The sequence below is a fragment of the Frigoribacterium sp. MEB024 genome (assembly GCF_000878135.1).
In the GTDB taxonomy this organism is placed as follows: domain Bacteria; phylum Actinomycetota; class Actinomycetes; order Actinomycetales; family Microbacteriaceae; genus Frigoribacterium.
The window spans coordinates 51,716-65,982 of the sequence record NZ_JXQZ01000101.1 but is presented as its reverse complement, the minus strand read 5'-3'; the positions used below and the strand labels follow the sequence as shown (position 1 = coordinate 65,982).

The 14,267-nt window shown below is 70.2% G+C and carries 12 protein-coding genes and 1 tRNA gene; 6 read left to right on the top strand and 7 right to left on the bottom strand.

All coding sequences use genetic code 11. The features are described from left to right. Window positions 1–23: 23 nt before the first annotated feature. Complete coding sequence (locus SZ60_RS14960; protein ID WP_043597337.1) at window positions 24–941, top strand: bifunctional methylenetetrahydrofolate dehydrogenase/methenyltetrahydrofolate cyclohydrolase; 918 nt, start codon at window positions 24–26, stop codon at window positions 939–941. A 921-nt stretch (window positions 942–1,862) separates the two neighbouring features. Here SZ60_RS14960 and galK read toward each other — a convergent pair. Beyond that, window positions 1,863–3,068: a galactokinase gene (galK, locus tag SZ60_RS14955; protein WP_043597269.1), complete on the bottom strand. Its 1,206-nt coding sequence runs from the start codon at window positions 3,066–3,068 to the stop codon at window positions 1,863–1,865. Next, a complete protein-coding gene (galT, locus tag SZ60_RS14950) occupies window positions 3,065–4,168 on the bottom strand; it encodes a galactose-1-phosphate uridylyltransferase (protein WP_043597267.1) in 1,104 nt (367 codons plus the stop codon). Before galT ends, galK begins: the two co-directional genes overlap by 4 nt. Window positions 4,169–4,247: 79 nt before the next feature. On the opposite strand from galT, the gene SZ60_RS14945 reads away from it, so the two are divergent. Together SZ60_RS14945 and SZ60_RS14940 are read left to right on the top strand one after the other, a co-directional pair. Next, window positions 4,248–5,114 (top strand): DeoR/GlpR family DNA-binding transcription regulator, encoded by an 867-nt coding sequence (locus SZ60_RS14945; RefSeq protein WP_231567185.1) that lies wholly within the window; start codon window positions 4,248–4,250, stop codon window positions 5,112–5,114. Window positions 5,115–5,185: 71 nt separating this feature from the next. After that, entirely contained in the window at window positions 5,186–6,127 is a 942-nt protein-coding gene (locus tag SZ60_RS14940) for an aldose 1-epimerase family protein (RefSeq protein ID WP_043597265.1), read from the top strand. Between the two features lie 482 nt (window positions 6,128–6,609). Here SZ60_RS14940 and SZ60_RS14935 read toward each other — a convergent pair. Beyond that, window positions 6,610–6,682, bottom strand: a tRNA-Lys gene (locus SZ60_RS14935). Window positions 6,683–6,831: 149 nt separating this feature from the next. Here SZ60_RS14935 and SZ60_RS14930 point away from each other — a divergent pair. From SZ60_RS14930 to SZ60_RS14920, 3 genes are all read left to right on the top strand, one after another. Continuing rightward, a complete protein-coding gene (locus SZ60_RS14930) occupies window positions 6,832–7,461 on the top strand; it encodes a hypothetical protein (protein WP_043597263.1) in 630 nt (209 codons plus the stop codon). Between the two features lie 787 nt (window positions 7,462–8,248). Next, entirely contained in the window at window positions 8,249–8,845 is a 597-nt protein-coding gene (locus SZ60_RS14925; RefSeq protein WP_043597262.1) for a sigma-70 family RNA polymerase sigma factor, read from the top strand. Then, on the top strand, window positions 8,842–9,783 hold the full coding sequence (locus SZ60_RS14920; RefSeq protein WP_052505446.1) for an anti-sigma factor domain-containing protein: 942 nt from the start codon (window positions 8,842–8,844) through the stop codon (window positions 9,781–9,783). The genes SZ60_RS14925 and SZ60_RS14920 overlap by 4 nt, the downstream gene beginning before the upstream one ends. Window positions 9,784–9,940: 157 nt before the next feature. On the opposite strand, the gene pstB is transcribed toward SZ60_RS14920, so the two are convergent. The 4 genes from pstB to SZ60_RS14900 all read right to left on the bottom strand — a co-directional run bounded on the left by pstB (window position 9,941) and on the right by SZ60_RS14900 (window position 14,104). After that, window positions 9,941–10,720: a phosphate ABC transporter ATP-binding protein PstB gene (gene pstB / locus SZ60_RS14915; RefSeq protein WP_043597259.1), complete on the bottom strand. Its 780-nt coding sequence runs from the start codon at window positions 10,718–10,720 to the stop codon at window positions 9,941–9,943. A gap of 64 nt (window positions 10,721–10,784) precedes the next feature. Continuing rightward, entirely contained in the window at window positions 10,785–11,879 is a 1,095-nt protein-coding gene (pstA, locus tag SZ60_RS14910; protein WP_043597258.1) for a phosphate ABC transporter permease PstA, read from the bottom strand. Continuing rightward, window positions 11,879–12,841, bottom strand: a complete 963-nt coding sequence (pstC, locus tag SZ60_RS14905) for a phosphate ABC transporter permease subunit PstC (protein WP_043597255.1) — start codon at window positions 12,839–12,841, stop codon at window positions 11,879–11,881. Before pstC ends, pstA begins: the two co-directional genes overlap by 1 nt. A 162-nt stretch (window positions 12,842–13,003) precedes the next feature. Then, window positions 13,004–14,104 carry a phosphate ABC transporter substrate-binding protein PstS gene (locus SZ60_RS14900; protein ID WP_369700715.1) on the bottom strand — a complete coding sequence of 367 codons (1,101 nt, stop codon included), beginning with the start codon at window positions 14,102–14,104 and terminating at the stop codon, window positions 13,004–13,006. Window positions 14,105–14,267: the final 163 nt, after the last annotated feature.

Below are 14,267 nucleotides of genomic sequence, written 5' to 3'. Positions count from 1 at the left end.
TCGAGGACCCGTCACACGGCACGGTGGGCGTCCAGCGCACCCGTTTCGTCGCCGGTGACGACTCGTCCGCGGTGAAGATCGACGGGACGGCTCTGGCCGCCGCCGTCAAGGACGACCTGCGTCTCCGGGTGGACGCCCTCAAGGCCCGTGGAATCGCGCCGGGGCTCGGCACGATCCTGGTCGGGGCGAACCCCGGCTCGTTGTCGTACGTCGCGGGCAAGCACCGTGACTGCGCCGAGGTCGGCATCGAGTCCATCCGCATCGACCTGCCCGACACGGCGACCGAGGCCGAGATCCGACGGGCCGTCGAGACGATGAACGCCGACCCCGCGGTCACGGCGTTCATCATCCAGCTGCCGTTGCCCGCCGGCATCGACCCCACGGCGATGCTCGAACTGATGGACCCGGCCAAGGACGCCGACGGCCTGCACCCGGTCAACCTCGGCGAGCTCGTGCTGGCGGTGCCGGGTGGCAAGGGCTCGATCGACACGCCCCTGCCGTGCACGCCGCGCGGCATCGTCGAGATGCTGCACGCCTACGACATCCCGATCGCGGGGACGCACGTCACGATCATCGGGCAGGGGCTGACGGTCGGGCGGCCGCTCGGGCTGCTGCTGACCCGCCTCGAGGCGACGGCGACGCTGACGCACTCCCGGACGGTCGACGTGGCCGCCGAGGTACGTCGGGCCGACATCGTCGTGGCCGCCGCGGGAGTCGCGGGGCTGGTCAAGCCGGACTGGGTGAAGCCCGGGGCCGCCGTGATCGACGTCGGCATCACCCGTGTGCTCAACGAGGAGACGGGCAAGTACAAGCTCCGCGGAGACGTCGACCCCGCGGTCGCCGCGGTCGCGGGCTTCCAGTCGCCCGTGCCGGGAGGGGTCGGCCCGATGACCCGGGCCATGCTGCTGAAGAACGTGGTCGAGGCCGCCGAGCGCCCCTGACGCCCCGCGTCGTCCACCACGCCAGGAGATGGGCACAGCGCCGGGTTTTCCTCTGGTGCTGTGCCCGTCTCGTGGTGCTGTGCCCGTGTCGTGATGCTGTGCCGGGGTCGCGCCCTCATCCCGCCACGAAGTAAACACGCCGCCACGCAATCGCATGGCGGCGTGTTTATCTCGTGGAGGGGTGTGCTGCCGCTGCACCCACCACGCCAGAAGATGGACACAACGCCAGGCTTTCTCCTGGTGCTGTGCCCGTCTCGTGGTGCTGTGCCCGTGCCGTGATGCTGTGCCGGGGTCGCACCCTCATCCCGCCACGAGGTACACAACCCGCCACGCAATGACGTGGCGGCGTGTTTACCTCGTGGCGGGGTGTGCTGCCGGTGCACCCTGCGCGCCGGCAGATGGGCACAACGCCAGGCTTTCTCCTGGTGCTGTGCCCATCTCGTGGTGCTGTGCCCGTGTCGTGATGCTGTGCCGGGGTCGCGCCCTCATCCCGCCACGAGGTACACAACCCGCCACGCAATGACGTGGCGGCGTGTTTATCTCGTGGCGGGGTGTGATGCCGCTGCACCCACCACGCCAGAAGATGGGCACAGCGCCGGGTTTTCCTCTGGTGCTGTGCCCATCTCCTGGTGCTGTGCCCGTCTCGTGGTGCTGTGCCCGTGTCGTGATGCTGTGCCGGGGTCGCGCCCTCATCCCGCCACGAGGTACACAACCCGCCACGCAATGACGTGGCGGTGTGTTTATCTCGTGGCGGGGTGTGATGCCGCTGCACCCACCACGCCAGAAGATGGGCACAACGCCAGGCTTTCTCCTGGTGCTGTGCCCATCTCGTGGTGCTCCGTCCGACGCGGCCGGCCACGGGGTGAGGCAGGGGCGGTGAGGCAGCCCGGCAGCCCGGCCGCAGGCGGCAGGCCGCAGGCGTCAGGCGTCGCGGCGGGCGCCCTCGGCGGCGTGCACCGTGAACACGGTCGGGGCCGTGTGGCCGGCCTCGGCGAAGGCAGCGATGATCGCGGCCTCGACGTCGGCACGAGCCTCGGAGGGGACGAGCGCGATGGCCGATCCGCCGAAACCGCCACCCGTCATGCGGGCGCCGACGGCACCGGTGGCCTGAGCGGTGGCGACGGCGAGGTCGAGCTCGGGCACCGAGATCTCGAAGTCGTCGCGCATCGACACGTGCGAGGCGTCGAGCAGGTGGCCGATCGCGCGCGGGCCGTCGGTTCGCAGCGTGCGGACGGTGTCGAGCACGCGCTGGTTCTCGGTGACGACGTGACGGACGCGACGGAAGGTCTCGTCGTCGAGCAGTTCTTCGGCCCGAGCCAGGTCGTCGGCGTCGAGGTCGCGCAGGGAGTCGACGCCGAGGGCGGCGGCGCCCTTCTCGCACGACGCGCGGCGCTCGACGTAGCCGCCGGTGGCGTGGGCGTGCTCGACATGGGTGTCGACGACGAGCACCTCGAGGCCGGCGGTGGCGAAGCCGAGGTCGACGACGTCGGCGTCGAGGCTGCGGCAGTCCAGGAACACCCCCGAGTCGGCCTTGCCGAGCAGTGACGCGGACTGGTCCATGATGCCCGTCGGGGCGCCGACGACCTCGTTCTCGGCGAGTTGTCCGACGGCGGCCAGGGCCGAGCGGTTGACGTCGAGCGACCAGAGCTCGGCGAGGGCCACGGCCACCGAGCACTCGAGTGCGGCGGACGACGAGAGCCCGGCGCCGACCGGCACCTCGGACTCGACGAACAGGTCGAGGCCCGGCACGCCCGACAGGTCGACGGTCGAGAGGTCGCCGCCGGCGGCCGAGAACGAGGGTGAGTCGGCGCGGTCGTGTGCGACCGACAGGGCCCAGGCGATGCCGAGGGCGTACGCCGACCAACCCGACATCGAGGCCGGGTCGAGGTCGTCGAGCGACACCTCGTGCACGCCGCCCTCGAACGACGACGCCACGCGCAGCAGGCGGTCGTCGCGGCGCCCGACGGTGACGGTGGTGCGGCGGTTGATGGCGAAGGGGAGCACGAAGCCGTCGTTGTAGTCGGTGTGTTCGCCGATGAGGTTCACGCGGCCCGGTGCGGACCAGCGGCCGACGACCTCGGTGTCGAAGACCTCGCGGAAGCCCTGGGGAGTGGTGGTGTCGGTCATGATCGCTCGATCGCCTCTCGGATTCGGTCGGCCTGCACCTCGGGGACGAGGTCGCCCACCCAGGCTCCCATCGCCGCCTCGGAGCCTGCCAGGAACTTCAACTTGCTCTCGGCCCGACGAGGCGAGGTGATCTGCAGCATCAGGCGGACGGTGTCGCGGCCGACGCCGACGGGGGCCTGGTGCCATGCGGCGATGTAGGGCGTCGGGTCGTCGTACAGGCCGTCGACACCACGCAGGAGGCGCCGGTACATGACCGCGAGCTCGTCGCGTTCGTCGTCGGTCAGCGCCGCGAAGTCGGGGGCGTGGCGGTGCGGCAGCAGGTGGATCTCGACCGGCCAGCGTGCGGCGAACGGCACGAAGGCCGTGAAGTGCTCGCCCGTGAGGACGACGCGCGGGCCGGAGCGCTCGCGGTCGAGCAGGTCGGCGAACAGGGTCGGCCCGTAGGTCTCGATGCTGTCGAGCAGCCGCGTGGTGCGCGGCGTGACGTAGGGGTAGGCGTAGATCTGGCCGTGCGGATGGTGCAGGGTGACGCCGATGGCCTGGCCGCGGTTCTCGAACGGGAACACCTGCTGGATGCCGGGCAGGGCCGACAGGGCGGCCGTGCGGTCGGCCCAGGCCTCGACCACCGTGCGGGCGCGGGACTCGCTCAGGTCGGCGAACGACCCGTGGGTCTCGGGGCTGAAGCAGACGACCTCGCACCGGCCGACGCTGCGCAGGGTGCGTTCGAGGCCGATGCGGGTCAGGTCGTCGAGGCCCTCGGGGGCGTCGTCGCTCTCGAGCAGCGGCCCGAACGACGGCGAGCGGTTCTCGAACACCGCGACGTCGTAGACGTCGGGGATCTCGGACGGGTTCGTCTCGCTGGCCGGCGCGAGCGGGTCGAGCTCGGCCGGGGGTAGGAACACGCGGTTCTGCCGTGAGGCGGCGATCGAGACCCACTCGCCGGTGAGGACGTCCTGACGCATGGTCGCCGTGTCGGGACGCGGGTCGAGCGTGCGGGCGTCGACGCGTCGCTCGGCCGTGAGCGTGGTGTCGGCGTCGTCGAAGTAGATGAGTTCGCGACCGTCGGACAGGACCGTCGCGCGTTTCGTGATGGACGACATCGCGCCTCCTTCAGTTCGGGGCACTCGCGACCACGACTTGCAGTTGCGAAAGTACGTGAAAGCATACGAAACTGGCCGGGTGAACGGCAACTCGATCCCGCCCCCGGTGCCGAGGCCCGAACCGCTGCCGGGCGAGCGACGTCGTGACCGCATCGCCGACCTCGTCGGGCGTCGCGGGTTCGTGCGCACGGCCGAGCTGGCGCGCGAGTTCCGGTTGTCCGAGGTGACGATCCGCACCGACCTCGAGAGTCTGGCGGCCGAGGGCCTGCTCTCGCGGGTCCACGGCGGGGCGCTGTCGGTCGACCGGCCGGCCGAGAGGCCGTTCGAAGAAGAGAGCTCGGTCTCGACCGAGGCCAAGAGGGCCATCGGGGTCGAGGCCGCGTCGCTCGTGCGCTCGGGCGACTGCGTCGTGCTCGACGTCGGCACGACGACCACGCAGATCGCGCTGGCCCTGCTCGAGCGGCACGACCTCGAGGGGGTCGTGGTCGTGACGAACGGCCTCACCATCGCGCTGGCGCTCGAGCAGGCGGTGCCGCGCTTCACGGTGATCGTGTCGGGCGGCACCTTGCGACCGCTGCAGCACTCGCTGGTCAACCCGCTGGCGACGAGCGTGTTCGCGAGCGTGACGGCCGACCTGGCGTTCATCGGCTGCACCGGCGTCCACGCGACCCACGGCGTGACCAACGTCAACCTGCCCGAGACCGATCTCAAGCGCCTCATGACCCAGACCGCCCGACGGTCGTACATCGTGGCCGACGGCAGCAAGCTCGGCGAGGCCCACCTGGGCGTCATCGGGCCGCTCGACACCTTCGAGGGGCTCGTCACGGCGGGTGCCGACGCCGCCGCCGTCGCCGAGCTGCGTCGGGCCGGCCTCGCCGTCGTGACCGCAGGAGGCGCGGGCGAGGTCGACGCGCCTCCTCACGACCCGGCCTCCTCGCGTCCCTGAGTCCGTGGTCCCTCGTCAGGGGCCGCGCGAGATCCCGGACGCCACCGACACCCGAGAGCGAGACTGGAACGATGACGACGAGCAACCCGACCGGAGAGCAGTACGACCTCACCCTCGAGCACGACGGGCACCGCGTCACGGGTGTCGTCACGCAGGTGGCGGCGGGCATCCGCGCGCTGGCCGTCGACGGCGTCGCCCTGACCGAGACGTTCGGCGCCGACGAGGCGCCGCCCTCGGCCTGTGGCATCACCCTCGTGCCCTGGCCGAACCGCGTCGCCGGCGGACGCTGGACGCTCGACGGGCGCGAGCAGCAGCTCGACCTCACCGAGCCGGCCAAGGGCAACGCCAGCCACGGGCTGCTGCGCTACACGGCCTACCGGGTGGTCGAGCGCGAGCCCCACGCCGTGACGCTCGGGGCGACGGTGTTCCCGCAGCACGGGTACCCGTTCCAGCTCGACACGACGGTGAGGCACGAACTCGTCGTCGACGGCATGGTCGTCACGCACACGATCACGAACGTCGGCCCCGACCGGGCCCCGTTCGCCGTCGGGTCGCACCCGTTCTTCCGGGTGGGCGACCACGATCCGGCGACGTTGACCGTCACGCTCGCGGCGGCGACGCGGTACGAGACGGACGAGGCGAGCATCCCGGTCGGCACGTCACCCGTGGCCGGTACCGAGTTCGACCTGTCGCAGGGCCCGCGCCTGGGCGACCTCGACCTCGACACGGGCTACCGCGACGTCGAGCCCGACGCCGACGGCATCCGCACCACGACGTTCACGGCCCCCGACGGTTCGGCGACCGAGCTCTGGCAAGACCCGTCGTTCGAGTACGTGCAGGTGTTCACGCCCCGCAACTTCCCCCGCGACGGGGTGAAGGGGTTGGCCGTGGCCGCCGAGCCGATGACGGCACCGGCCAACGCACTGGCCTCGGGGGAGGGGCTGCGGTGGCTCGACCCGGGCGAGACGTGGACGGGCAGCTGGGGTGTGAGGTACCGGGCGGTCGGCGTCTAGTGGCCCTCACCGACGAGGGGTGGCGAGCGCACTGTCCGGATTGCGCGAACCTGGGACCGGCCGGTTTGGGTGAGCGTAGCGTCCACTGCTGTCTCCCCAGGGTCCCGTAACCCTGGCGTACCCCGTAACGACACCGTCGGCTTGTCCGACAGCTGTCGCGAGGAGGCCGAGCGCCCCTCCCGGCCCGAACCGGAGGGGCGCTTTCTCTCGTCCTCGACAGAAAAGCCGACACGTGACGTCTTCAGGGCGTATGTTCTGCGCATGCCAGGTGGGTGGGACCCACCTGAAATCGGGGGACAGGATTCGGGTTCGGTCTCTCGTGGTGGGGCCGCCGCATTCGGGTGCGACGTCGGCCCCGCCTTCCCCGGCGGCAGGGTGCGGCCTCTGAAGTCACCGGAACGCGGGCTCGGAGGCCGAGTCACTGGACGCGGGCTCGGAGGCCGGACGACGTCGAGCATCGCAGGGACTGCGACGGATACAAGTGGGCCCCGTGGGGCTCGAACCCACGACCCGCGGATTAAAAGTCCGATGCTCTACCAACTGAGCTAGAGGCCCGTGCGCGTCCACTTTACGGGATGCCGCGCCTCCTGCTCGCCAGGCCGACCCGCGCCTCCTCGGCGGAGTCGGCATCGACGTCGTGTCGACCGTGATGCCGTGGGCGAACGCTCGGCTCGGTGTCGGTGGTCGCGCCTATCGTGGGTCCGATGCCGAGACCATTCCACCGCCCGACCCAGTTCTCGGGGTCCGAGTTCGAAGCCTTCCAGGGCGGAGACGACCCCGCGACGATGAACCGCGTCGCCCACGAGTCGGCCTCGGCCCTCGTCGCCCGCGTCAAGCACGACCCGAGCCCCGAGATCCTCGACCGGCTCGTCACGTTCACCGACCAGCACGGCATCGACGCGGTCGCCGAGTTGTGGGCCCGGGCCAGCCCGCACAGCCTGCCCGGTGCTCTCTGGCGCATCTACCTGGTACGGGCCGTCATCCGGCAGAACCCCGTCGAGGTCACCCAGCTCTTCGAGCGGGGGGTCGAGGTCGCCACCACGATCGACCCGGTGGTCGCGGGCGCCCCGGCCCCGGCCAGCCCGGAAGAGATCCTCGAACTCGCCGACCTGATCCTCCGCGGTGTCTTCGTCGGGGACTTCGCCATCGCGCTCGAGCGAGGTGCCGCGTTCTGCCGCCTCGCCGCCGCCGGCGCCACCTCGGTCGCCGACGACCAGGACGCCGCCGGGTCCGATCGCGCCGGCGAACTCACGCGCCGCGCGCTGCGCTTCAGCGAACTCGGGGTCGACCTCGTCGCCTGCGCCCACCTGTGGCGCGACGACAGCCTCGACTGAGCGGCGCCCCGCGCGCGTCCGAGTCCAGAGCCGGGCCGCATCCCATCGGGCGGGCCGGGCCCGACACGCGCGGACCCGTGCGGCGTTCGCACGACGCGAACTCGTCGGACCGCCAGGCTCGAGGCGGGTAATGTCTCTGTGGTCGGGCCGCAGTAACCCCGGGCTCCAAATTTAGCCGCTTCGAGCGGCCTCGCGCCGAGAGGCGTTTCTGCGGTCCGGCACCTCTTCCTCCCGAGACGAGTGCTCGGTCGAGAGTCGGCGTGACGATCGACCGCCATCCTCCTCGTGACGTGCCCGCGCCTCCTCGTCCCCGCGTCAGTGTGCAATTCGCGACAACTGGACAGCGTCCGGCAGCTGCAGAAGAAAAATGAGCGGCGCGTCGGGGCTTGTCGGTCGGGTTCGGCACGCCTTCCGGTCCGCTGTGGGTCGGATTCGGCCCGGAGTGCCGACCGAGCGACACGAGCGCGTCCGGATGTTCGCCCAATCCGCCTGGCTCCCCGTACCGAACCATTGACGTGAGGGATCCACGATCCCCCGCCGACATCCGTCCTCCCTAAGCTTCGGGCGTCGGCGGGCTGGTCTCCCTGCGATGCACCGGGCCTGAACGCCATCCCAGACGGCCGCATCGCAGGGGGTCCCGTCCGCACCAAGAACACGGCACCACGAACACCGCACCACGAAGCACCACGAACACCGCACCACGAAGCACCACCAGCCCCACATCACGATCCGCCCCGGATCGTGACCCACGAACCGACGAACAGTGCGACCGGAGGTGAACCCTGACATGCTCGAACTCGTGACCCGAGAGACAGAGACACCCGAGAGCGGGCCCGCTCCGTCGACCCCCGACATGTTGTTGCCGCGGGTCGCGCAGGGTGATCAGGCCGCTTTCGCCGAGCTGTACGACCAGACGGCACCCCGTGTGCTGGGTCTGATCAAGCGCCTCCTGAAAGACCATGCCCAGTCCGAAGAGGTGACCCAAGAGGTCTTCCTCGAGATCTGGCAGAACGCCACGCGCTTCGACTCCGCCCGGGGCAGCGCCGCCAGCTGGATGCTCACGATGGCGCACCGCCGCGCCGTCGACCGCATCCGCGCTTCCCAGGCAGGGCGCGACCGCGACCTCAAGATCGGTGTGCGCGACCTCGAGACCGACTACGACTCGGTCACCGAGTCCGTCGAGATCCGCATCGAGCACGAGCGGGTCGAGCGGGCCCTCGGGCGCCTCACCGAACTGCAACGGCAGGCGGTGAAGCTCGCCTACTACGGCGGCCTCAGCCACAGCGAGGTCGCGAAACTGTTGGACGTGCCGATCGGCACGGTCAAGACCAGACTGCGCGACGGCATGATCCGTCTGCGCGACGAGATGGGGGTGGCTTCGTGACCGACCACGACGAGCCCACGCACGGCCGCCACGCGGACGACGCGGGCACCACGAGAACCGACACCGACCACCTGTCCGGCGCCTACGTGCTCAACGCACTGAGCGACGACGAACGAGACGCGTTCGAGGCACTCCTCGACGACACATCAGACCAGCACGACGACACCAGGACGGAGGTGGCCGAATTGAGAGAGACCGCATTGCTGCTCGCCCACGCGGCCCGGCCCGTCACCCCGTCGGCGGGGCTCCGCGCCAGCGTGCTCGACCTCATCGCGTCGACGCCGCAGCGGGCTCCGCTCACCGCGACGACCCCGACGAGCCCCACGGCAGACCACGACATCGCGACGACCGCAGGAGGCGCGGGTGACGACGACCACGAACGTCGCGTCGAGCGTGCCCCGGCCCCCGAGATGGAGCCGAGCGAGTCCGAGGGCGCCCGCGTCCTCACGCCGACCGGGGCCGCGCACCGTCGCTGGTTCACGCGTCCCGTCGCCGTCCTCGGTGCGGCCGCCGCGGCTGCCGCGCTCTTCTTCGGCGGTGGAGCCCTCGTCGAGGGCCTCGGTCAGTCCGGCCAGCAGCAAGAGCAGCAGGCCTCCGGCATCGACGAGATCTACGCCGCGAGCGACTTCCAGCGCTCGGTGGCCGACGTCAGCACCGGTGGCAAGGCGACGCTCATCTGGTCGAACGAACTCGGTCGCTCGGCCGTCGTCGTCGACGGGATGACCTCGCTGCCCGGCGACCAGACCTACGAGCTCTGGTACATCAACGACGACGGTGCCGTGCCCGCTGGTACCTTCGACGCCTCGTCGAACGCCCCGGCCACCCACGTGCTCAAGGGCGAGATGAACGCAGGCGACACGGTCGGCATCACGGTCGAGCCCGCGGGTGGATCGTCGTCGCCGACCAGCGACCCGGTCGTCGCCATCCCCAGCGCCTGACCCGGCACGCCTGACCCGGCACGCCTGGTCCGGCACGCCTGACCCGGCAGCCACGAGAAGAGGCGGTCCACCACCCGGTGGACCGCCTCTTCTCGTGTGCACCTCGCGGACACGCGACGTGCAGATGCGCCTCACCCCGAGGAGGCGCGGTGTCGGATCAGCCGAAGCGTCCCGACACGTAGTCTTCCGTGGCCTGCACGCTCGGGTTCGAGAACATCTTCGCGGTGTCGTCGTACTCGATCAGCTTGCCGGGCTTGCCGGTGCCCGCGATGTTGAAGAACGCGGTCTTGTCGCTGACGCGGCTGGCCTGCTGCATGTTGTGGGTCACGATGACGATCGTGTACTGCTGCTTGAGCTCCTCGATGAGGTCCTCGATGGCGAGCGTCGAGATCGGGTCGAGGGCCGAGCAGGGCTCGTCCATCAGCACGACGTCGGGGGAGACCGCGATGGCCCGTGCGATGCAGAGGCGCTGCTGCTGACCGCCCGAGAGGCCGGAGCCGGGCTTGTCGAGGCGGTCCTTGACCTCGTTCCAGAGGTTCGCACCCTGCAGCGACGACTCGACGAGGCCGTCCTGGTCGCTCTTCGACATGCGACGGTTGTTGAGCTTGACGCCCGCGAGCACGTTGTCGCGGATGCTCATCGTCGGGAACGGGTTGGGGCGCTGGAACACCATGCCGACCTGACGACGGACCAGGACGGGGTCGACGCCGGGGCTGTAGAGGTCGTTGCCGTCGATCAGCACCTCGCCCTCGACGTAGGCACCGGGGATGACCTCGTGCATGCGGTTGAGCGTGCGCAGGAAGGTCGACTTGCCACAGCCGGACGGGCCGATGAACGCGGTGACCGTGCGGGGCTCGATGGTGATGTTGACGTCTTCGACAGCCTTGAACTTGCTGTAGTAGACGTTGAGGTCGTTGACCTCGATGCGCTTGGACACGGTGATTCCTTCGGGGTGGGAGCCGGGTGGGAGCCGGGACGGGGTGTGGGTCGGGGCGGCCGGGTCAGCGGCCGAGCTTGGGGGCGAAGACGCGGGCGATCAGGCGGGCCAGCAGGTTCAGCGCCATCACCATGAGGATCAGGGTGAGGGCGGAGGTCCAGGCCCGGTCGATGAAGGCCGCCGCGTCGGTGCCCTGGCTCACGTACGAGCTGTAGGCGAACACCGGCAGCGACTGCATGCGACCGTCGAAGAGGTTGTAGTTCATGCTGGCGGTGAACCCCGCCGTGATCAGCAGCGGCGCGGTCTCACCGATGATGCGCGCGATGGCCAGCATGACGCCGGTCGTGATGCCGGCGACCGAGGTGGGGATGACCACCTTGACGATGGTCAACCACTTCGGCACGCCGAGGGCGTAGGCGGCCTCGCGCAACTCGTTCGGCACGAGCTTCAGCATCTCTTCCGTGCTGCGCACGACGACCGGGATCATCAGGACGGCGAGTGCCACGGAGCCCGCGGCGCCCATGCGGACGCCTTCGCCGAAGAAGATCACGAAGAGGGCGTAGGCGAACAGGCCGGCGACGATCGACGGGATGCCCGTCATGACGTCGACGAAGAACGTGATCGCGCGAGCCAGACGGCCCTGGCCGTACTCGACGAGGTAGATTGCGGTCAGCAGGCCGATCGGCACCGAGATGACCGCGGCCAGCGCCGTGATGAGCAGGGTGCCGGTGATGGCGTGCAGGCCACCGCCGCCGGCTCCGACGACGTTGCGCATTGACATCGCGAAGAAGTCCGCGTCGAACCGGTTGGTCCCCGAGGTCACGACCGTGAAGAGGAGCGAGACCAGCGGGACCAACGCGATGATGAACGCGGCACTGACGGCGGTCGTGACGACGCGGTCCTTCGCGCGGCGGATGCCCTCGATCTGCATCGCGACGACGAAGACGAGCACGGCGTAGAGCACGGTGCCGAGGATGATCGCACCGACCCAGTTGAACGACTCGGTGACGCCGGCCGCGTTCAGCAGCGCGAAGACGACTCCCATGACGACCCAGCTGCCGAGCAGGATGACCAGCGGGGCGGCCTTGGGCAGACGGCCCGTCGTGAGGGCGTTGACCGAGGGGCTGGACCGGCGCACGCCGGCGGTGGTGGTGGCCATCAGTTCGCTCCCGAGAAGGCCTTGCGGCGGTTGATGACGTAGCGGGCGATCGAGTTCACGATCAGGGTGATGACGAACAGCACGAGGCCGGTCGCGATCAGGGTGTTGATGCCGATGTCGTGCGCCTCGGGGAACCGCAGGGCGATGTTCGCCGCGATGGTCGAGGAGTTCGTCGAGGTCAGGATCGCGGGGTTGATGACGAGCGCCGGCGAGAGCACGAGGGCCACAGCCATGGTCTCGCCGAGAGCACGCCCGAGGCCCAGCATCGCGGACGAGATGACGCCGGGGCGGCCGAACGGCAGCACGGCGATCTGGATCATCTCCCAGCGGGTGGCCCCGAGGGCCAGGGCGGCCTCTTCGTGCAGCACCGGCGTCTGGAGGAAGACCTCGCGGCTCAGGGCGGTGATGATCGGCAGGATCATCACGGCGAGCACGATCGAGGCGGTCAGGAGGGTACGACCCGTGCCCGAGACGGGGCCGGCGAAGAGCGGGAACCAGCCGAACGTGCTGACCAGCCAGTCGTAGAAGGGCTGGATCGCGGGGGCGAGCACGATGCTGCCCCACAGGCCGAAGACGACCGACGGCACGGCGGCCAGGAGGTCGATCACGTAGCCGAGTCCCTGGGCGAGCTTGCGCGGCGCGTAGTGCGAGATGAAGAGGGCGATGCCGATGGCGACGGGGAGGGCCATCAGGAGGGCGAGGGCGGCGGCGTAGACCGTGCCGAATGCCAGCGGTCCGACGTACTGCCAGAACGATCCGGGGTAGCCCGAGAGCGAGACGTCCTCGGGAGCCGCGGTGAGGGCCGGGATGCTCTGCACGATGAGGAAGAGCGCGACGGCCGCGAGGATCGCGAGGATGAGGCCGCCGGCGACGACCGTGCTGCCCGAGAAGATCCGGTCGGCAGGACGTCGCTTGGGCTTCGGGACGACGGCGGGGGCCGAGGTCGTGGCGGGGGCGGTCATCGGACGGGGTCCTCCGGAGGCTCGGGTGGGATTCGGGGGTGGTGCGTGGTGCGTGGTGCTGATGGTCGTGCGTCGTGCGTCGTGCGTCGTGCGTGGTGCCTGTCAGGCCGATGGCCCGGGAACGCACGCGGTGCGTTCCCGGGCCCCCGGGGTGGTGCCGTGTTACTTGATCAGTGCGATGGCGTCGGCGACCTGGCCCGAGAGGGTGCTCGAGATCGGGGCCGAGCCGGCGGCGTCGGCCGCGACCTTCTGGCCGTCTTCGCTGGTGACGTACGAGAGGTACGCCTTGACGAGCTCGCCCTTGGCGGCGTCCTCGTAGGACTCGCACGCGATCAGGTAGCTGACCAGGACGATCGGGTAGACGCCTGCGGCGCTCGAGGTGCGGTCGAGCTTGATGGCGATGTCGCCGTCGGTGCGACCCTCTTCTTCGGGCGACTCGTCGACGATGGCGGCTGCGGCCTCGGCCGAGTAGCCGACGAAGTCGTCGCCGACCTTGACCTTGGCGACGCCGAGGTCACCGGCGCGCGAGGCGTCGGCGTAGCCGATGGTGCCGGTGCCGTTGGTGACGGCGTCGATCACGCCGGTGGTGCCCGAGGCGCCCTCGCCGCCGAACGCGGTCGGCCAGGTGCCGTCGGCCTCTTCGGTCCAGGTGTCGCCGGCCGTGGCGTGCAGGTAGTCGGTGAAGTTCTCGGTGGTGCCCGAGTCGTCCGAGCGGTGGACGGCCGTGATGCCCGTGCTGGGCAGGTCGGCGTCGGGGTTGTCGGCCTTGATCTCGGAGGCGTCCCAGGTGGTGATCTTGCCGCTGAAGATGCCGGCGAGGGTGGCGGGCGTGAGGTTGAGCTCCTTCACGCCGTCGAGGTTGAAGACGACCGCGATGGGCGAGACGTAGGCGGGCAGTTCGACGATGCCGGTGTCGGGCGTGCAGCCGGCGAAGGTGCTCGACGAGATCTCGTCGGTCTTGAACGCACGGTCGGAGCCGGCGAAGTCCGCGGCGCCCGAGATGAAGCTCTCACGGCCGCCACCCGAACCCTGCGGGTCGTAGTTGATCGTGACGTCGGGGTTGGCGGTCTGGAAGCCCGCGACCCAGGCCTCCTGCGCAGCCTGCTGCGACGAGGCGCCGATGCCCGAGATGGAGCCGGAGAGGTCGCTGGCCGATGCGTCGCCCGAGGGCGAAGCGCCGCCTTCGTTGCTGGCGCAGGACGCGAGGAGCATGGTTCCGACCGCGGCGATCGCGACGATGCTGCCGGTGCGCTTGAAGTTCACAGGGGGGTCCTTTTCGGGATGTGATGGCTGGGTGCTGTGGGCCAGGTGCCGACCCGTGCGAGACGCTACGGCGACGGGTTAACCACGGTCGCCTGCCCCGGTGAACGGAAGGTGAACGAGGGGGGAACATCGGCCCGGACAGGCGCGTCCGGACGGCGGTCGA